Origin of the sequence: Shewanella sp. Actino-trap-3 (assembly GCF_002836275.1) — a bacterium.
GTDB lineage: Bacteria > Pseudomonadota > Gammaproteobacteria > Enterobacterales > Shewanellaceae > Shewanella > Shewanella psychromarinicola.
This window is the reverse complement of the sequence record NZ_PJCE01000001.1, coordinates 530,585-549,223: the sequence shown is the minus strand read 5'-3', so window position 1 is coordinate 549,223 and position 18,639 is coordinate 530,585. Positions and strand designations below refer to the sequence as shown.

Here is an 18,639-nt window from a genome sequence, read left to right as displayed (position 1 = left end):
TAAGGGCAATAGCATCTTACACTCCCACACAACAAGCGTAAATCTATAATTTTATTTGTAATTTTATTACTACAAGAGGTCAGAATGACACCAAAAGTATTCTATATTTCAGATGGGACCGCGATCACAGCAGAGGTTTTTGGACATGCGGTACTTTCGCAGTTTCCTTTAGAATTTGAAGCACTTACAATTCCTTTTGTGGAAACGGTTGTGCGAGCTCAAAAAGTTAAGCAACAAATAAATGATTGTTTTATTACAACAGGCGTTAGACCACTTGTGTTTCACTCAATCATTAATCCTGAAATCCGCAATGTTATATTTTCAAGTGAATGTGTCGATTATGACTTTTTGAACACCTTTGTTGCGCCATTAGAACAACACTTAGGTATACAAGCTAAGCCTTTATTACACCGAACCCATGGTAAAAGTAACCACGGTTATGAAACCCGTATCGATGCGATTAACTATACCATGGAAAATGATGACGGTCAGACCATGAAACACATGGATAAAGCCGATATCATTTTATTAGGGGTGTCGCGTTGCGGCAAAACACCCTCAAGCTTATATCTGTCAATGCAGTTTGGTATTAAAGCTGCAAACTACCCATTTACTGAAGATGACATGGATGATCTCAAGTTACCTGAAGCATTGAAACGTAATAAATCAAAATTATTTGGCCTAACAATAGACCCACATCGTTTACATGAAATTCGTCAAAGCCGCATGGAAAACAGTCGATATTCATCATTAAGACAGTGCCGACTTGAAGTAAAAGAAGTCGAGATGATGTATAAAAAAGAGCGTATTCCTTTTGTGAATACTACCAATCATTCCGTAGAAGAAATTGCCACAAAAATTATCGATATAACCGGTTTAGATCGCCACATGTTCTAATTTATAAACAATAAAAAGCACTGTAAAAAAGCTTTTAAACCCGAGTTCACTAGCTTGATTCGGGTGAGTCTTTTACGGCAATCTGTTTTTTAGCCACTAGAATCCGAGGCTAAGCCTCGCATGTTGAACTTCTTTGGGTATATAATCTCGGGCAATATGATGCAGATGCATCTCACGATTTCTCGGTAATATGCATGACAATTAAAACAGATGAACTACGAACTACCCTTTTAAGCAAAGTCATTTCACCCGCGCAACTGGCATCAGAATACCCTTTGACTCAAGATGCTGCTGACTATCTTGTTGCCCAGCGCCGAGAAGTTGAAGCGATTATTGCAGGCGAAGATCAACGCTTATTGGTGATTATTGGCCCTTGCTCAATCCATGACACTAAAGCGGCACTCGAATATGCAGAGCGCTTATCCGCGTTACACCATGAGCTAAAAGATGATTTGTGCATTGTAATGCGAGTCTACTTTGAAAAACCACGAACTATTGTGGGCTGGAAAGGCTTAATTTCTGATCCAGACTTAGACGGCAGCTTTAGCCCAAATAAAGGCTTACGCATCGCACGTGAACTGCTGCAACAGATTACCGAATTAAAACTCCCTATCGCTACGGAGTTTTTAGACATGGTTAACGGTCAATACATTGCAGATCTTATTACCTGGGGTGCTATTGGGGCTCGTACCACTGAAAGCCAAATTCACCGTGAAATGGCTTCAGCGCTATCATGCCCAGTCGGCTTTAAAAATGGAACTGACGGTAACATTAATATCGCTGTTGATGCGGTGCGCGCTGCTCAAGCGCCACACATTTTTTATTCTCCGGATAAAGATGGTGCGATGGCAGTTTACCGTACTCATGGCAATCCATTTGGCCACATTATTTTACGGGGTGGTAAAACACCTAACTATAGTGCAGAAGATATTGAAGTAGCTCGCGCTCAATTAGAGCAAGTGGGCGTGACTCAACGTATGGTGGTAGATTTTAGCCACGGTAACAGTGAGAAACAACATCAAAACCAATTGAAGGTTGCCGATAGCATCATGGCGCAACTGCGTAATGGAAGCACTGCGATAGCCGGTATCATGGCTGAAAGCTTTATGATTGAGGGCAACCAAAAAGTGGTTAAAGGCCAACCATTAGTTTACGGACAAAGTATTACCGATGCCTGTTTACATTGGGCCGATTCTGAAAAGCTGTTACGCGATTTAGCCCAAGCGTCGAAAGAACGTAAAGCCTTACTGGCAAAATAGCGGTCACGTCACAGGCTAGTGACGAACACAATAAAAAGCCAATTACGATCCTCTTTGTATAACGGCTATACTATTATCAATACTTTATATAGTCGTTTCCTAATGCCAACCATTTATGGTTGGCATTTTTATATAATTAATTCAATTTATTACGATCAATAACGTCCTCAGACAGGGATAAATGACAAGTGACAAGTGGCGCAAGGATAATGTACGCAACGCATTGCTGAACCTCCTATTGTATGCTTGAGCGTAACGGATTAATTGACTCAAACCACGCCACTGAGTGACCGACTGAAGGTTGCATTTGCTAACACTAGGATTAAAAATAATCCATAAAACCAACATTCAGCACATATTCGATTATGATTGTCATTAATTTGGAGGCTTAATATTGTCGATAACGCTTATCTTTAACGTAAATAATGATGTTTAATAACCGTGGACAATTATTAACAGATAATCGCGTTAGCTAAAAAACCAATGTCATCATTCCACACACTCCCCCATAAGGATGTTGTTATGCAAAGTTCGTCTCGTAGTGCTGCTATTTTTGGCATATTGATTGCGCTGGGTCTCGGCACACTAGGCGTATTACTTAAACAAGCTATTATTGAATATAAGTTACTCGATCGAAGTGTCACGGTAAAAGGCTTAGCAGAAAATGAATATCCTGCCGACATCGTCATTTGGCCTATTCAATTTACTGCGGCCAATAATAATCTCGATGAACTCTACAAACAGCTTGAAGCCCAAAGCAACCAAGTCGTTAGCTTTTTAGCCGAGCTAAATGTTGCCCCAAAAGAAGTCACGCTCACCGCGCCCACGATTACCGATAAGTTGGCGCAACAATATGGTGGAAATCAACCGATAGAATTACGCTACACGGGGTCACAAACGATTACGGTCTATTCTAACGACATCGAAAAAGTACGCGCTGTTATGCCCAAATTAACTGAACTGGGTAAAATGGGTATTGTCTTTTCTCAAAATAACTATGATGCCCAAGTTGAATATATTTTTAGCCGATTAAATGACGTTAAACCCAAAATGATTGAAGAGTCGACAACCAATGCGCGTTCAGTCGCCAAAAAATTTGCTTCCGACTCGCAAAGTCGATTAGGTAAAATTAAGAAAGCCACTCAGGGGCAATTCAGTATCAGTAATCGTGATAAAAACACGCCTTATATTAAACTGGTACGCGTAGTATCAACCATCGAATATTATTTAGCGGATTAACAACATGAAGCAATTATTCACCTCTTTTCTAATCGGTTTAATGAGCCTAATGAGTGCTCCATTAATGGCGAATGCTCCCGCATCGGTTGAACTTACTCATCCCGCCACTCCCCCAAAAAACCATCAAGTTATTTTTATTGTCAGACATGCTGAAAAACTGGATGGTAAAGATCCGAGTTTGTCCGCACAAGGTCAATTACGGGCGTTACGCTTAGCGAAGGTGTTATCCAGTACACCGCTAACTAAGGTGTTCACCACTGACTATAATCGTACCCGTGAAACTGCGACTGCCGTCAGCCAAGATCAGCAACTCAATCTGAGTGTTTATGACCCTCGCGATATGGCCGTATTCACTCAACAACTATTAACTCAACAAGGAAATATTTTAGTGGTTGGTCACAGTAATACGTCGACAGATTTAGTTGAACGACTCAGCGCAGAAAAACAACGTCCTATCGATGATGCGAGTGAGTTTGATCGTCTGTATATTGTGACGCTCAATCAAAATAAACAAATGGTCTCCTGTGTTTTACTGCGTTATTAATGGGCAAATGTAAGGTCAATACTAATACTAAAGACTAAAGACTAAGCCATGTCACCTGCAGTGCCAATCATGCGGTGGCCAGGTCACTTAAGGGCTAATAAACGGGCTCTATTAAGCTCAATTGGCACAGTGACATCGACATGGCTAAATGCAGTACAGTATAATGCGCCGCTTTTTTCGCTTAATTCTTTGTTAATCTGCATAACATTAGGTAGTTGTATGTCCCTTACTCAAAACCCCGCACAAACCCAAACCGATTTCCCTGATGATATTGCAGCACGGATTGCTCAATCAGAAGCACGCGTTATAAAGGCTATTTTCCCCTCTAATACCAATCACCATAACACCTTATTTGGTGGCGATGCTTTAGCTTGGATGGATGAAACGGCTTTTATCGCCGCCACCCGTTTTTGTCGTAAAACTTTAGTTACCGTCAGTTCTGATCGTATCGATTTTAAAAAAGCGATACCCGCTGGCAGCTTGGCTGAGCTGATTGCAAATGTTATCCATGTTGGTAATACATCACTTAAAGTTGAAGTGAATATTTATGTCGAAGACATGTACAAGGATCATCGTGAACATGCGATACGCGGAGTGTTTACTTTTGTTGCGGTAGATGAAAACAGAAACCCAACCCAAGTGTGGCCGCACAATTAATATGCCCTTTCTAATGCAGCCTAATGGCTGCATTTTTATTTTATTCACTCAACTAAAATTTATCTTTGTACTGTTTTTATTCAAAAAAAAAACCACAATGTGACATAAAGCAATAGAATACTCGATTACTTTTCTGTTACATTGAGTTATCTTCGCGTGCAACATAGAATAAAAAATGCCATGAAGCTCGAAAATTTAAACATCATCATTGCAGATGACCATCCATTATTCCGTAATGCCTTAAGGCTAGCATTGAGTAATACATTTGAACAAACGCAATGGTTTGAGGCTGATAGTGCCGAAGCATTACAAAGGGTTCTTGATGAAAAAGAGAAGCCATTTGACTTAATCTTACTTGACCTACAAATGCCGGGTTCACACGGTTACTCAACACTTATCCACCTTAGAACGCATTATCCTGATATCCCCGTGGTGGTGATCTCTGCCCATGAAGACATCAATACCATAAGCCGATCAGTACATTATGGCAGTAGTGGATTTATCCCTAAGTCGGCTTCGATGGAGTCATTGACTGAAGCGTTAAATGCAGTGTTATATGGTGATATCTGGTTACCCAAAGGCACTCAAATTATCCCCGTTTCTGATGATCCGACTGACAAAATGGCCAACCGATTGTCTGATTTAACTCCGCAACAATATCGGGTGTTACAGATGTTTGCTGAAGGATTACTCAACAAACAAATTGCCTATGATTTTGGGGTGTCAGAGGCCACAATCAAAGCACATGCGACTGCGATATTTCGTAAACTGGGTGTTCGCAATCGCACTCAAGCGGTGATAGCATTGCAACAATTAGCCATGGATAGAATTGATATCTTGTAATGCCTCAATCATTATCGCTACAACAACTGCCTTTTTCACAAGCTTGTGACAATAATAAGCAGCCTATCTTAACCCTATTGGCAAAATGGTTTGCCAATAGGCACCATATACTCGAAATTGGCAGCGGCACGGGCCAGCACAGCGTCTATTTTGCAAAAAACCTTGCCCATCTTCGCTGGCAACCAAGCGATCAACAACAGTATCTTCCAACTCTGCAAACGCGGCTCAATTTGCAAGCCTCCCCAAACTTACAACCCGCCATCACTTTAGATGTAACACAACCTTGGCCACAATTCACACCACACCTTGATGCGATATTCAGTGCTAATACCCTGCATATTATGAGTCAAACGATGGTTGAAGCGTTTTTTGGCGGTATCGGCAGTGTATTGACTCATTCAGGCTCACTGGTCATATATGGTCCGTTTAATTACCAAGGCCAATTTACCAGTGACAGTAATCGACAATTTAATTTACTGCTGCAACAAAATAATCCTCACAGTGGCATCCGCGACATTGAATGGATCGGCCAACTAGCGCTTCAACAAGGGTTAACACTTCAAGAAGACATCGCTATGCCCGCTAATAACCGCATGTTACATTTTATAAAGTAACCAGCTTCATCTTAGTCAAGTAGTCAAGTAGTCAAGTAGTCAAGTAGTCAAGTAATCAACACAATTATCCAAAACGATTGGTGACTTACTGACAAAAAACCTTGTAAGCTATCGACTCTGAGCAACAATACACAAGGACACGCATTATGGGTTTGGTTACCACTAAAAGACATCCCAATGGTCTAGATTACGTCGCTGTCGATACTGCACTTTGCCAAGCACGTATTTTTATACAAGGGGCTCAAATCGATCAATTTACTCCCGCGGGTAAAGAGCCATTATTATGGGTATCAAACGCCGACGATTACCAACCAGGTAATGGTATAAGGGGGGGGATCCCGATTTGCTGGCCATGGTTTGGCATGAGCGACACCCTAGGATTTCCGCAACATGGATTTGCACGTAATAAAATTTGGTCGCTCGAATCCGTTAAGATGCGCGATCAATTAGTTGATTTGATTTTTACCCTACCAGCAGGTGAAATAGATAAGCAGTATTGGCCCCACGATAGCCAAATAAAGGTATTGTTCACCTTAAGCGAAACCTTATCGGTCAGTTTGGTCAATACTAATAATGCACATTATGACGTTACGCTTACTCAAGCATTGCACAGCTATTTTCCCATTGAAAATATTCACCAACTTACCGCAAGTGGCTTTGAAGGCTCACAATACATTGAATTTGGTGAAGGACCGTTTAAACAAGATGACGATGTGGTTCAATTTGACCAAGAAACCGACAGAGTGTATACCAAATTAGCTCATACTCAGGAGTTACACACGCAAAATGGTACTATTGTTGTCAGCCGTGAAAACAGCCAATCGGCGGTGTTATGGAATCCCTGGATTGATAAGTCGTTGCGTTTATCTCGTTTTAATCCCGATGATTACTTAACCATGGTGTGTTTAGAAGCAGCTAATGTGCTAGAAGATTGTGTGTTATTAGCCCCAGGACAGAGTCACACAATGACGACACATATTGGTTGGAAATAACATCACGTAAAAGTTTGTGACAAGTAAGATAGATAAGTCGATATTACGAGCATGCCACAAAATTATTTACCGGCTCACAGGATCAATAATACCGACAAAAAAGCAGCTAAGGCTGCTTTTTTAATATCACGTATCAAATTTTATTATTGATAACATAAGAGAAAAACAACACCTGGCGCAGGACAATTCAATAGCGATTCAGCTTACTGTTTTTGCTCAATCTATCCAAGATTTCTGTTTCTAGGTTTTCGAAAAAGACCAAACCAAAAAGCGGTTTCAAGCAATCCGCCAGCCACAATAAAAGTCACCGCTCCCGTTTGGCTGCCGACGAAATAACTCATCAATGCAAACGCGATCAATGTGATTAACATCAATAATCTGTAGTTCCCTGTCATATTAATTTCTCTTAATCATATAAATGAGCCGCTCAACCTTAGCAATGCCAATGACATTAACTCTTTAATCATTCAGAACCTCTTGGGTTTTTCAGATTAAGGCGCATTGGTGTGATAATGGTGATTCCCTTGCAAAACAATGTAACACAGAGCTAAAATTCTGAGTAACTCCCGTAGGACGGGTTCTAACGCTCTCTATATTGCGCAAAAATGGTGAAGCTATAAAATAACGATGGCAACAACAATTTAACTTATCTAAAAACGTTGACACCCGTTGATTGAACAGCTACTTGATGTAATGGGTATCGCTTCGATAGCCAACGATAGCGTTTAATTAAATCGTAAGTCAACTAAACATACGCCAATAAAAAAGGCAGCCGAGGCTGCCTTTTATGCAATGTAAAAATCAATGTCTAATTAATACATACAAATTTGTACATAATTTATATTATTGATTATCTTGTGCCTTAACAACTGGGTTATCAAGCTTAGCTTCAAAACTGGTTGGCGCGATGAAAGTTAAGCCCGTTGGAATTTCTTCTAACTTCTTACCCGCCATCGTTAAGGCTTCTACATATTCAATCATAGATTCGTTATCAATAAAGCCTGACTTAATAACAGGTGAGAGCTTCTTGGTGTCAAAAATGTCATAACCGTCTTTGCCACCAGCAATGTAAGCATTGGTAGAAATCTTGTAAGCCGTCTCAGGGACAATATCAGCACAATTGCCTGCAACTACGCCGTTAGGACACACTTTTAAGTCTTCAATTTGCTCCCCAACAACGGCTTTGCCATTGAAAGTGAATTGAATATTTGCAAATGTTGGAAACGAACCTGAAGACGTGGTTAGTGAATAATTAATGGTATCTTCAAGTAATTGAGTCACATCACTGCCCTTCAACTCAACAATAGCCAACTCATTACTGAAATAGAGGAGTGAACCAATAACATAACCAGCAGTTAAGTTACCATCAGCGTCACTTTTAATGTCATTACGCACCCCCCCTGTGTTTGTAATTGCCATATCAACACCATAACCCTGTTGATTTAACTTCCAAACCATAGATTCAGCAACATGAGCACCCGCTTCAGAACCTGTTACCGGTAATGAAGCGCCATTGCGCTTAACACCTGGCTGACGGACATGGTCTAACATACCGGTATCAACAGGATCGTTAGCATCAAATACCTGACCAATCACTTTACCTTCAAATTCTTCAATTAGCGGCTTGTAGTCGATATCAATAATGCGACGCAGTAAAGCATCTTCTTCGGTGATAGCAATATTGTTTTGCTCACCAACAAAGGCTTCGGCTGCACTTTGGTCAGCTTCAATCAATGGCTCACGGTTCTCGCCATCATACTTGTGTATAAAGTCATTATCGATTAACAGAGTGTTATTACCTTGACAGGTTTTAACATCACCCTCTTCAAAGGTAACATCTGCTTGACCAATGGCTTGAGCAATAGCACCCGCCTGCACGATACACGTTTTAGTGGTACCATTTGGGTTAGTAACCATCTCAGCATAGCCAGCGATGTTAGACCCCTGACCATTTCCTATATTAGTGAAGTCACCCAATAGAGTATGAGAATGACCACCAACTATAACGTCGACACCGTTGACGCTTTCAGCAATGCGAATGTCTCTATCTAAGCCAATGTGGCTTACCATCACAATCTTATCAACACCCATCTCTTGTAGTGCATCAACAGTCGCTTGAGCAGTTTCGACTTCACCATTAAAAGCTAAATCATCACCAGGAGAAGAAATGGACTTCATGTCTTCTAACACTAGGCCAAACACACCAACTTTGACGTCACCGTATTCTTTAATGATGTAAGGTTTAATATTAGTCACGCCAGACATTTGAGAGTCAGCGCTAGCATCTAAGTTAGCGGCAAGGATTGGAAAGTTTACTTTATTAGCAAACTCAATAAAGGGACCATCACCAAGATCAAACTCGTGGTTACCGATCGCCATCGCATCAAGACCCATTTCACGCAATAAAGTGGCATTACCTGCACCTTTTAACACATTGAAATAGAGCGAACCTTGGAAAGCGTCACCACCGTGTAAAGCGAGAAAAGGCTTATTAGCATCGGCAGCCATAGTTCTGGCATTTTTTAATGCCGTTGCAACACGAGGATAGCCACCAGCAGAAGTGCGAATACTCATATCTTCAGAATTAACTTGAGCGGTAAAATCTAATGATGATGGATCAAAGCTCGAGTGAGTATCGTTGATATGCGCAATGCGTAAATTAAACGTACTGACATCATCGTTGCTATCGTTACAACCTGTTAATGCAACAATAACCGCGGTTGCCAGCAAACCTTTAAACATTGTTTTGTTCATTTAAGACCCCATAATTTTAATAATTTGAATAATTTATTATTTTATACTTGATGAGAGTGTGTTTTTCTTTCGAGGTCAAATATTGACTCGTGATAAAAGAATTTTAATTGCGATTCAAGATGTAACGCTTAATCATTCTAAGCCAGTACCTTGCAACAAAGAGTAAAACGTTTTTAGCCGAACCCAACGGGCAGTATTTGTGGTTTACTGCGACAGCAATAGACCGTGTTAAGACAGAGTAAAGACACTGCATCAACATGGGCTTATCTTAATTAACCACAAGCAACCGTTAAATTTATCTCGAAAGATCAACAGACTCTAAATTTCATCAACATGATAGTAGCAAACATTGCCAAGGTTATGTGACATTTTCATGACGAAGTGTGACAATTTATACAATATTAACAATTAGTTACAACATTTTTAGTTCCAAAAATAGAACAGTGTCATGTTCAGACTGATATTTTAACCGTTAAAAAAAAAGGCTTAGCTGCATTTAAACAACTAAGCCTTTAAATTGGTGTAGATAATTACTCAAAAAGAAGAAACGGTTGATTGTCTTTTAAGTAAAACAACAAACACCTTAAAATAAATGCTTAAGATCACATTAACGTAAAACTTGCTGCAACCATTGACCTATATCTGCCAGTTGATTAGGCAGCACGCTGTGCGGCATTGGGTAAGTTTTCCACGAAGTGCTGTAACCCGCAGCATTTAAGGCATCATTAGCCATTTTGCCTGCAAATAAGGGTACTACATCATCTTGCTCACCGTGGTTATGCCAAATAGGCGTGTTTTGGTTAGCCGCTGATAATTGCTCAGGTAGTTTCTCTCCGCCAGGTAAGTAGCAAGATAACGCCATAATGCCCGCTAGTTTTTGCTCAAAACGCAGACCGGTAAACAAACTCATTACCCCACCTTGGCTAAAACCGGCTAAGACGATTTTATCGGCAGGTATACCACTGTTAATTTGATCAACTATTAACTGCCGGATAGCTTGCTCTGACGCCATAACGCCTTGTATATCGGCGCGTTCATGCAAGTCCATGCTTTTAATGTCGTACCATGAGCGCATCACAAAACCGCCATTAATCGTCACCGCTTGTTCTGGTGCATGGGGGAAAATAAACCGAATACTATGCTGACTATTTAGACCTAACACTGGCACCACGGGGGCAAAACCGGCACCAGAATCACCTAATCCATGTAACCAAATAACACAAGACGTCGCGGGTAATGGCGGTTCAACTACGATTTTATCTAACTGAGCAGGCATATTTATTAATCCTTTCAATACAGTAACAATATTGCTGGCTATCTTACGTTAATTGATTTTTAACATCGAATTATTCACGCTTAATCATCACAAATAATACCGCTACAATGCTATCCACAGCATTTAATCGAACAAAAAGTCCAATTTTTTAATCTTTTATTCGATTTTAGTTGTTATATCATAAGTGAAAATATCTTGAATAGGTGAGCTAAAATGGGCTTATTACAAAATGGCCATTGGGTAGACCAATGGTACGCTACCGAAGAAAATAACGGTGATTTTGTTCGAGAAAATGCTCAATTACGTCATTGGGTGACGGCTAATGGCCAAGCCGGCCCATCAGGAGATGCTGGCTTTAAGGCAGAAGCAAATCGCTACCATCTGTACGTATCACTCGCCTGCCCTTGGGCACATCGAACCCTAATTTTTAGGCAGTTAAAGCAATTACAAGCGCTTATTGATGTCACTGTCGTTGAACCCCATATGCGAGAAAATGGATGGGAATTTGCCAATGCAAATGGATCCCGCATTGGCCGACATATTACCGGGGCACAAGTGGATCCTGTGCATCAAAAGGATTTTTTGTACCAGCTGTATCAGTTTGCCAAACCTCAATATAATGGTCGAGTCACGGTGCCGGTGCTATGGGACAAAAAAACCAACACCATTGTCAGTAATGAATCATCTGAAATCATCAGAATGTTTAACAGTGCCTTCAATCATCTCACGGGGAATGACCTCGATTATTATCCCCAAGCATTGCAACTGCAGATAGATGAACTCAATAACTTCATTTACGATAAGATAAATAATGGGGTGTATCGTAGCGGTTTTGCGACTTCACAAGCGGCTTATGAAGAAGCGTTCAGTGCATTATTTTCGGCATTGGATACCATTGAAACACGCTTAACAGGAACACGCTATTTGTTGGGTGAGCACATAACCGAAGCTGATTGGCGCCTGTTCACCACATTAATCCGGTTTGACAACGTTTATGTCGGTCATTTCAAAACCAACCGAAATACCATTGAAAGCATGCCAAATATTTCTGCTTACTTACGTGATTTATATCAACAACCCGGCATTGCCGCAACGGTCAATATGACCCATATAAAACAGCATTATTACTTCAGTCATCAACATATTAATCCAACTCAAATCGTCCCTATTGGACCAGATATTGACTATTTACGACCACATAACCGTGCGGATCTGACAACTTGAATAATCTAATTAACCTCATATAGGCTAATAAACGCTTATAAAAAAGTGGTTCGAGCCTTTTCTACCTTGTATTGACGTGCTATTGACTCGTCAATACGCCTTGTTAGCTATACAAACAGCAAGCTTGATATTGGCGTATGTTGATTAATTATTGCGCGTGGATCCCGGTGTGATTAAGTAACGCCTCTAATTGCGACGGATTATCGAGTTTGAGACTCCACCTTACCGTCCCTGCATCGGCTACAATCACTAACCCTTGATGGAAACAACTAATATCATCTACTGATGCAGCGAGCACCAATTGACTATCATGAAACCGGCACTGAATTTCATGCACAGTAACAATAATTTTACCCAAAGAAAAATCAATAACCATAATAACTCACTGTAAAAACAAAAATCCCAAGTGTTCACTTGGGATTTATACACCAATTAATTTACGCCTAAATTTAGCATTAACAGTAAATTAAACTCATTAGTGATGATGACCACCTGCACCATGGGCATGGCCATGAGCAATTTCTTCATCTGACGCTTCACGAGCACCGACAATTTCAATGTCGAAGGTTAATTCACGTCCTGATAGAGGATGATTCACATCTACCGTTGCCATAAATTTACCCACTTTGATGATGGTCACTTGACGTTTGCCCTCGTCAGTATTAACAACAGCAGCCATGCCAGGTTTCCATACTTTTGCACCAACAAGATGTTTCACCGATACGCGTTGTTCAGCATCAGCTTGGCGTTCACCATAGGTATCGGCAGCAGGAGGCGTAATGGTGAACTTCTCGCCAATTTGTTTACCATTAATAGCATCTTCGATACCTGGCATCATGTTGTCATGACCATGCAAATATGAAATCGGTTCAAGACCTTCGTTTGATTCAATCACATCGCCTTTTTCATCACGTAGCGAGTAATTAAACTGCACGACCATATCGTCTTTAATGCTCATTATCGTTCCTTAAATCTAAAATTTGCCGAAGCTTAGCAAAAGCGTGCTAATGCATCCACAAAAAAGTGGCCAATAACCTCGTCACTATCGTTTAATACCCAAGGCGGTAAATGTTTGTACGTCAGGGAAACCATCAGCAACAAGCCCTTTTTTCTGTTGAAAGGCTTGCAAACCTAACACTGAATTTCGGCCTAAAATACCATCTGGCTCACCGACATCAAATCCAGCATCATTCAGCTTTTGCTGTAATTTTTTTACCGAGTCTCGGCTTAATCTTGCTTGTTTAGGCACAGCGCGTGTTAATGGTAACGCGCCATTAATGCGGTCGGCTAAATGGCCCACCGCAATGGCATAAAACTCAGAACGATTCCAACGCATAATCACGTTAAAGTTGTCATAACCTAAGAAGGCTGGCCCTGTATGTCCTGCCGGTAAATATAATGCCGCTTGCATGTCTGGTGTAGATAACGGCTGACCATTCGCTTGCGTAATATTAAGCTCATGCCATTTAACGAGTGGTAAGACATGTTTGCCGCCTAAATAAGAAAACGGATAATCATCAGGCAACAACACTTCGCGCCCCCATCGTTCATCGGCTTTCCAACCTAGATGTTGTAAAAAGTTTGCCGCTGACGTCAGTGCATCATCGGTACTATTCCACAGATCAGCAATCCCATCGCCATCGCCATCTACCGCATATTTTCGGTAGTTGGTCGGCATAAATTGAGTGTGCCCCATCGCACCAGCCCATGAACCGACCATTTTCTTATCATCAAAATGATATTGCTGTTTTAGCTTAAGCGCTTGTAGTAACTCACCGGTAAAATAATCACTTCTACGAGGGTCGCACGCCAAGGTTGCCAGTGAGTCGAGCACTGACATGCTGCCTTTGTAACTGCCAAAATTGGTTTCAAGCCCCCAAAAGGCCATAATATATTGGCCTGGAACCCCATACTTTTTTGTTAGCGTGTTTAATAAAGGTTGATGTTTAGCCATTAATTTTCGACCTTGCTCAACTCGCCAAGGGGTCACACGCTTATCAAAATAATCACCAAATGTCGTGGTAAATTCTGGTTGTTGATTGTCTAATTCAATCACTCGTGGCACATACGTTAACTGAGCCACAGTGGTATCAATTATATCTTGTGAAATTCCTGCATCCTTGGCTTTTTGCTGTAATCTGACCACACATTGAGCAAAGTCATCAGCAGGCTCAACCGTATTACTGACCTTTGGTGTTGCCGAAGCCGTACAGGCACTGAGCACAGTACAAGATAAAATGATTGAAGCAACAAACACAGGAACCCGGCTTTTTTTCGTCATGAAACAACACTTAATTAGCACAAAATGAATAATGAATATCGTGACTGATTGCCCATCAGGAAACAAGAGCTGTCATCATTAAAGCCTGTTTATTTATACAAAATTTAATTAACAAACAAAAAAACAGGTTATAACAATAGCAATCATTATATGTTCACTCAGTGCCACTCAAGCTTTTAAGTTCGCGGTATCATGTTGACACAATTATAAATTAAAATATTAAACAACTTAAATACCTGAGTCTCGCCCCAAAGACAGGCTTCAGTATGCTATTTAGACGAGTATGATGTGACATAACGTTGCCTGAAGATAAGAATTACAGCAACGATACCTTCAGTCATGCTATTGGCCAGTGTTGCGCAACATCCCAGTTAAGTGAACAGATAAGAAGTGAATTTACTCTCTAAATATCCACCGAGAATTCACATAATAAAATTTTCATTAATTAAGCCTTTTCCTTATTCATTGAGTCCGTATAATGATTTTAATTCTCACTCATTTAAGCGATTTATCATGACAGAACAGACAGCAGCATTAACAGGCTTTATCGAAAGCGTAAAACAACATCAAGTCTTATGGGGCTTACAAGATGAAACTGGTGAGGGTTGGGTTGTATGTGACTCATCAGAATTTGAAGAAACTGATGTTATGCCACTTTGGTCAAGTGAAACTGCGGCAAAAAGTCACTGCACTGATGAATGGGCTGACTACAATGCCGTGACCATCACTCTGGCTGAATTTTTAGAATACTGGGTAAGTGACTTAAATGATGATGGCGTATTAATTGGTGTTGACTGGGAAGCAGAGCAAGAATGCCTAGAAATCGACCCCATCGTACTGGCTAAAGAATTAGTTGATTTTGAACAAGAATAGTCGACGTTAATTTAATCTTACTACCTAGGCTGTGAGTCATTGAACAGCCTATTGATAATACTGTGCCCATGCCTACTCTGATTGATGTTCCTTTTGACAAACGCCACACTTGTTGGTTTTGCTACGAGCCAAGTAACCATACCTTTGATTACTATAGAATGACTCATACTCCCCATCCCTCTCTAGCCATTCCCGCTTGCAAAGAATGCCATATGTTAGCCAAGAAAAATCTGCTGACCTCTATTTGGGATTGTCGTGATGCGGTGAAAGATAATTTAATGCACCTATATCGCAAAGACTTAGCCATTGGCATTAACTGGACGGAGCAAGAACTCAAAGAATCTGAATTTGATTGTATGATTTTTGGTGGCTTTAAGAAAAGTGCTTGGATGATGTATCAAATCGCCCAAGGTCGTATTAATGCTCGGGGTTGGCCATTAAGTCTTGACGGTGTATTACTCGAGGGGGAAATCGCCGGTAATAGTAGTCAATATCAAACCGGTTTTGAGTTTGACGATATTGTATTTACCTCATTAACCAAAGCCATTAGCCACTATAGCCAAACCTTGTCTTTAGACAGTGGCTTTTTACAGCAGCTCATTACCCTGCTTGGTAAAGCCCAATTTGGTCATGCGGTTAAAATCGCTCGGCTTAATATTGGTGTTACCCCCGGACATCAACGTCTTATTCTTGATGAGTTAATCGAAGATATGGACCAATAAACGACCTAGCGACTAGCCAATATTTAGCCAATAAGAGTACGCAAACGATCTTGGACCACGCGCACTAATAAATCGGGTTGAAATTTAGAGATAAATTCATTACAGCCGACTTTTTCCACCATAGCTTGATTAAAACTACCACTCAGAGAAGTATTGAGTGTAATAAATAACGATGTCATTCTGGGATCATTACGAACTTCGAAGGTCAACTTATAACCATCCATTTCAGGCATTTCTGCATCGGTAATCATCATTAATAATTCATTTGCAACATCACGACCTTCATCCGCCCACGATTGCAGTAATTGCAACGCTTGAAGTCCATCTGACGCCTCAACAATCTCAAGGCCTAGCTGACTTAATGTATCTCTTACTTGCTTACGTGCAGTAGATGAGTCATCAACGATTAATACCTTACGGCCAAGCATTTGCGTCGCTAACGTTTCGTCGAGCACCCCATCGGTTAATTTCACATCGTAATCGATGATCTCAGCCAACACTTTTTCAACATCAATAATAGACACCAAACGCACTTGCCCTTGATCTTCAATTCTTGTTATCGCCGTTAAGTAGTTATCCCCGCCAGCGGTTTTGGGTGGCGGCATAATATCACTCCACGTCATATTAATAATGTTCTCGACATTACCCACTAAAAAGCCCTGCACACTGCGGTTATATTCAGTAATAATCAATTTGCTATCTTCGGTTACCGGCATGGGTGAAAAACCAATCGCTTCACGTAAATTAATCACCGGGATCGAGATCCCTCTGATGTTAGCCACACCATAAATATTAGGATTGCTACCAGGCACTGTATTTAACGGAGGTAAGTTAACTACCTCTTTGACTTTAAATACATTAATAGCAAATAATTGACTTGAACTAATGCGAAATAACAATAATTCTAAACGATTTTCGCCCACTAACTTAGTTCGTTGATCAACCGTATCAAGCACTTTTTCATGAACGACTTCCACCTAATATACAACTTCAAATATTAATAATAATTATACTTAAAAATACCAATAATCGTTGTTAGACCTAGATTTATGTGACCGAAAATGAAAAATTTATTAAACAAGATCAATAACCAACCTCAATACGTACTCTATTTTCTGGGTCAATAAATTCCCATTGTATTAACCATTCAGTTAAGGCTTCAACATGACATTATTTTCCAAAACAATACGCACTTTTAGCATCAGTATTTCTTTACTGGGTTTATCAGCATGTACACTGATTGACAAACCAGTTGATGTCGTCAAACCTTTTGAAATTGAGCAATACATAGGAACTTGGTATGAAATTGCCCGCCTTGATCACTCATTTGAGCGCAACATGTCAAACGTGACCGCGCAGTATAACCAGCAAGGTGACAAGCTTGTGGTTATTAATCGAGGATATAAACAAGATAAGCAACGCTGGGATCAGGCAACAGGCAAAGCATATTTCATTAATGGCGCTAATCAAGGATTGCTAAAAGTCTCTTTTTTCGGACCATTCTATGGTGCATACCAAATCCACGACATCGTTCAAGCCCAAAATGGTCGTTACACAGATGCCCTCGTCATTGGCCCTAATGACAAGTATGCGTGGATTTTATCAAGAACACCCAGCATTGATGCCAGTATTAAACAACGCTTTATGATGAAGTTATCCGCTTTAACGATTGATCCCAATAATCTGATTTGGGTTGATCATACCCCAGAGAAAGATGATCGTTAACCCATATAGAAGCGTATGACAGATCAAATTACCGACTAAGTGTCATATGGAGGCAGCTATGATAATCCCTATTTTCCCATTAACTATTTGCTTATTACCGCAGGGGTATACCCAATTGCGCATTTTTGAACCGAGATATAAACGCTTAGTCTCCGAATCCCTTAAAAGTGGTTTAGGTTTTGGCTTATGCATGTTGGCTGATGATAACAAATCCATCTTACCTATCGGTACATTGACCAAGATAATCGACTTCGAAATGCTTGAAGACGGCTTACTGGGTATCAGTATTCAAGGCCAAAAAACATTTACAATTAACCAAATCAGCGTTGATGATGACGGTTTAAAGCGAGCAGATGTGAGCTTAATTGATTCTTGGCCGAGCGATATTATTGAACAACAAAATGCACAACCACACATTCATCAGATAGATCGTAAAAAAGATAAGCTGCTCAGTAGTACTTTGAAGCAGATTTTGCAGGAATATCCTCAGCATCTTGCTCATTATTCGGAAGAAAAATTTAATGATATAGCTTGGGTATGTCAACGTTGGCTTGAAATTATCCCTCTGAGTTCAAAAGAAAAATATCAGTGTATTAATAGTCATGACCATAGATTAGCTAAATCATTCCTACTCGATATTATAAAATAATCTCAACGAGTGATCTGAACTCTACTACGCAGCGTATAAATTTGTGAATTATGTTTTGTTCAGTTTGAACGAGCTAAGGCATATATAAAG

19 protein-coding genes are annotated in these 18,639 nt (G+C 40.4%); 13 read left to right on the top strand and 6 right to left on the bottom strand.

Annotated features, from left to right (window positions below):
* The first annotated feature begins 84 nt into the window (after nt 1–84).
* The 8 genes from ppsR (at nt 85) to CXF80_RS02390 (ending at nt 7,045) form a co-directional block, all read left to right on the top strand.
* Nucleotides 85–897, top strand: a complete 813-nt coding sequence (gene ppsR / locus CXF80_RS02425; RefSeq protein ID WP_101030900.1) for a posphoenolpyruvate synthetase regulatory kinase/phosphorylase PpsR — start codon at nt 85–87, stop codon at nt 895–897.
* A 194-nt stretch (nt 898–1,091) separates the two neighbouring features.
* Nucleotides 1,092–2,156 (top strand): 3-deoxy-7-phosphoheptulonate synthase, encoded by a 1,065-nt coding sequence (locus CXF80_RS02420; protein ID WP_101030898.1) that lies wholly within the window; start codon nt 1,092–1,094, stop codon nt 2,154–2,156.
* A gap of 522 nt (nt 2,157–2,678) precedes the next feature.
* Complete coding sequence (locus CXF80_RS02415; RefSeq protein WP_101030896.1) at nt 2,679–3,395, top strand: SIMPL domain-containing protein; 717 nt, start codon at nt 2,679–2,681, stop codon at nt 3,393–3,395.
* 4 nt (nt 3,396–3,399) lie between these two features.
* The gene (locus CXF80_RS02410) at nt 3,400–3,939 is read left to right on the top strand and encodes a SixA phosphatase family protein (protein ID WP_101030894.1); all 540 of its coding nucleotides are present in this window, start codon (nt 3,400–3,402) and stop codon (nt 3,937–3,939) included.
* 219 nt (nt 3,940–4,158) lie between these two features.
* Nucleotides 4,159–4,596: an acyl-CoA thioesterase gene (locus tag CXF80_RS02405; protein WP_101030892.1), complete on the top strand. Its 438-nt coding sequence runs from the start codon at nt 4,159–4,161 to the stop codon at nt 4,594–4,596.
* Nucleotides 4,597–4,776: 180 nt separating this feature from the next.
* Nucleotides 4,777–5,439: a response regulator transcription factor gene (locus CXF80_RS02400; RefSeq protein WP_101030890.1), complete on the top strand. Its 663-nt coding sequence runs from the start codon at nt 4,777–4,779 to the stop codon at nt 5,437–5,439.
* On the top strand, nt 5,439–6,053 hold the full coding sequence (locus tag CXF80_RS02395; RefSeq protein WP_101030888.1) for a DUF938 domain-containing protein: 615 nt from the start codon (nt 5,439–5,441) through the stop codon (nt 6,051–6,053). Before CXF80_RS02400 ends, CXF80_RS02395 begins: the two co-directional genes overlap by 1 nt.
* 146 nt (nt 6,054–6,199) lie before the next feature.
* On the top strand, nt 6,200–7,045 hold the full coding sequence (locus CXF80_RS02390) for a D-hexose-6-phosphate mutarotase (protein WP_101030884.1): 846 nt from the start codon (nt 6,200–6,202) through the stop codon (nt 7,043–7,045).
* Between the two features lie 843 nt (nt 7,046–7,888).
* Here the strand turns inward: CXF80_RS02390 and CXF80_RS02385 are convergent.
* Both CXF80_RS02385 and CXF80_RS02380 read right to left on the bottom strand, forming a co-directional pair.
* The gene (locus CXF80_RS02385) at nt 7,889–9,799 is read right to left on the bottom strand and encodes a bifunctional metallophosphatase/5'-nucleotidase (RefSeq protein ID WP_101030882.1); all 1,911 of its coding nucleotides are present in this window, start codon (nt 9,797–9,799) and stop codon (nt 7,889–7,891) included.
* A gap of 607 nt (nt 9,800–10,406) precedes the next feature.
* A complete protein-coding gene (locus tag CXF80_RS02380; RefSeq protein ID WP_101030879.1) occupies nt 10,407–11,075 on the bottom strand; it encodes an alpha/beta hydrolase in 669 nt (222 codons plus the stop codon).
* Between the two features lie 213 nt (nt 11,076–11,288).
* Here CXF80_RS02380 and CXF80_RS02375 point away from each other — a divergent pair, with 213 nt between their 5' ends.
* Nucleotides 11,289–12,299, top strand: coding sequence for a glutathione S-transferase family protein (locus CXF80_RS02375; RefSeq protein WP_101030877.1), 1,011 nt, complete (start codon nt 11,289–11,291; stop codon nt 12,297–12,299).
* A gap of 148 nt (nt 12,300–12,447) precedes the next feature.
* Here CXF80_RS02375 and CXF80_RS02370 read toward each other — a convergent pair whose 3' ends face one another.
* The 3 genes from CXF80_RS02370 to CXF80_RS02360 form a co-directional block, all read right to left on the bottom strand.
* Nucleotides 12,448–12,675 (bottom strand): DUF3389 domain-containing protein, encoded by a 228-nt coding sequence (locus CXF80_RS02370; RefSeq protein ID WP_101030875.1) that lies wholly within the window; start codon nt 12,673–12,675, stop codon nt 12,448–12,450.
* A 99-nt stretch (nt 12,676–12,774) separates the two neighbouring features.
* Nucleotides 12,775–13,257: an FKBP-type peptidyl-prolyl cis-trans isomerase gene (locus tag CXF80_RS02365; RefSeq protein ID WP_101030873.1), complete on the bottom strand. Its 483-nt coding sequence runs from the start codon at nt 13,255–13,257 to the stop codon at nt 12,775–12,777.
* A gap of 84 nt (nt 13,258–13,341) precedes the next feature.
* Nucleotides 13,342–14,580: a lytic murein transglycosylase gene (locus tag CXF80_RS02360; RefSeq protein WP_101030871.1), complete on the bottom strand. Its 1,239-nt coding sequence runs from the start codon at nt 14,578–14,580 to the stop codon at nt 13,342–13,344.
* Nucleotides 14,581–15,093: 513 nt separating this feature from the next.
* On the opposite strand from CXF80_RS02360, the gene CXF80_RS02355 reads away from it, so the two are divergent.
* Both CXF80_RS02355 and CXF80_RS02350 read left to right on the top strand, forming a co-directional pair.
* Nucleotides 15,094–15,453: a DUF2750 domain-containing protein gene (locus tag CXF80_RS02355; RefSeq protein ID WP_101030869.1), complete on the top strand. Its 360-nt coding sequence runs from the start codon at nt 15,094–15,096 to the stop codon at nt 15,451–15,453.
* Nucleotides 15,454–15,521: 68 nt separating this feature from the next.
* A complete protein-coding gene (locus tag CXF80_RS02350) occupies nt 15,522–16,175 on the top strand; it encodes a hypothetical protein (RefSeq protein ID WP_101030867.1) in 654 nt (217 codons plus the stop codon).
* A gap of 23 nt (nt 16,176–16,198) precedes the next feature.
* On the opposite strand, the gene CXF80_RS02345 is transcribed toward CXF80_RS02350, so the two are convergent.
* Nucleotides 16,199–17,152 carry a chemotaxis protein CheV gene (locus CXF80_RS02345; protein WP_198554721.1) on the bottom strand — a complete coding sequence of 318 codons (954 nt, stop codon included), beginning with the start codon at nt 17,150–17,152 and terminating at the stop codon, nt 16,199–16,201.
* 187 nt (nt 17,153–17,339) lie between these two features.
* Here CXF80_RS02345 and CXF80_RS02340 point away from each other — a divergent pair, with 187 nt between their 5' ends.
* On the top strand, nt 17,340–17,900 hold the full coding sequence (locus CXF80_RS02340) for a lipocalin family protein (protein ID WP_101030865.1): 561 nt from the start codon (nt 17,340–17,342) through the stop codon (nt 17,898–17,900).
* A 58-nt stretch (nt 17,901–17,958) separates the two neighbouring features.
* Nucleotides 17,959–18,549 carry an LON peptidase substrate-binding domain-containing protein gene (locus CXF80_RS02335; protein WP_101030863.1) on the top strand — a complete coding sequence of 197 codons (591 nt, stop codon included), beginning with the start codon at nt 17,959–17,961 and terminating at the stop codon, nt 18,547–18,549.
* Nucleotides 18,550–18,639: the final 90 nt, after the last annotated feature.

Coding starts and splice junctions, on each gene's coding strand:
- CXF80_RS02410 (WP_101030894.1), top strand. CDS start 3,400: ATGAAGCAATTATTCACCTCTTTTCTAATCGGTTTAATGAGCCTAATG.
- CXF80_RS02400 (WP_101030890.1), top strand. CDS start 4,777: ATGAAGCTCGAAAATTTAAACATCATCATTGCAGATGACCATCCATTA.
- CXF80_RS02385 (WP_101030882.1), bottom strand. CDS start 9,799: ATGAACAAAACAATGTTTAAAGGTTTGCTGGCAACCGCGGTTATTGTT.
- CXF80_RS02375 (WP_101030877.1), top strand. CDS start 11,289: ATGGGCTTATTACAAAATGGCCATTGGGTAGACCAATGGTACGCTACC.
- CXF80_RS02370 (WP_101030875.1), bottom strand. CDS start 12,675: ATGGTTATTGATTTTTCTTTGGGTAAAATTATTGTTACTGTGCATGAA.
- CXF80_RS02360 (WP_101030871.1), bottom strand. CDS start 14,580: ATGACGAAAAAAAGCCGGGTTCCTGTGTTTGTTGCTTCAATCATTTTA.
- CXF80_RS02355 (WP_101030869.1), top strand. CDS start 15,094: ATGACAGAACAGACAGCAGCATTAACAGGCTTTATCGAAAGCGTAAAA.
- CXF80_RS02405 (WP_101030892.1), top strand. CDS start 4,159: ATGTCCCTTACTCAAAACCCCGCACAAACCCAAACCGATTTCCCTGAT.
- ppsR (WP_101030900.1), top strand. CDS start 85: ATGACACCAAAAGTATTCTATATTTCAGATGGGACCGCGATCACAGCA.
- CXF80_RS02415 (WP_101030896.1), top strand. CDS start 2,679: ATGCAAAGTTCGTCTCGTAGTGCTGCTATTTTTGGCATATTGATTGCG.
- CXF80_RS02420 (WP_101030898.1), top strand. CDS start 1,092: ATGACAATTAAAACAGATGAACTACGAACTACCCTTTTAAGCAAAGTC.
- CXF80_RS02340 (WP_101030865.1), top strand. CDS start 17,340: ATGACATTATTTTCCAAAACAATACGCACTTTTAGCATCAGTATTTCT.
- CXF80_RS02390 (WP_101030884.1), top strand. CDS start 6,200: ATGGGTTTGGTTACCACTAAAAGACATCCCAATGGTCTAGATTACGTC.
- CXF80_RS02380 (WP_101030879.1), bottom strand. CDS start 11,075: ATGCCTGCTCAGTTAGATAAAATCGTAGTTGAACCGCCATTACCCGCG.
- CXF80_RS02395 (WP_101030888.1), top strand. CDS start 5,439: ATGCCTCAATCATTATCGCTACAACAACTGCCTTTTTCACAAGCTTGT.
- CXF80_RS02335 (WP_101030863.1), top strand. CDS start 17,959: ATGATAATCCCTATTTTCCCATTAACTATTTGCTTATTACCGCAGGGG.
- CXF80_RS02365 (WP_101030873.1), bottom strand. CDS start 13,257: ATGAGCATTAAAGACGATATGGTCGTGCAGTTTAATTACTCGCTACGT.
- CXF80_RS02350 (WP_101030867.1), top strand. CDS start 15,522: ATGCCTACTCTGATTGATGTTCCTTTTGACAAACGCCACACTTGTTGG.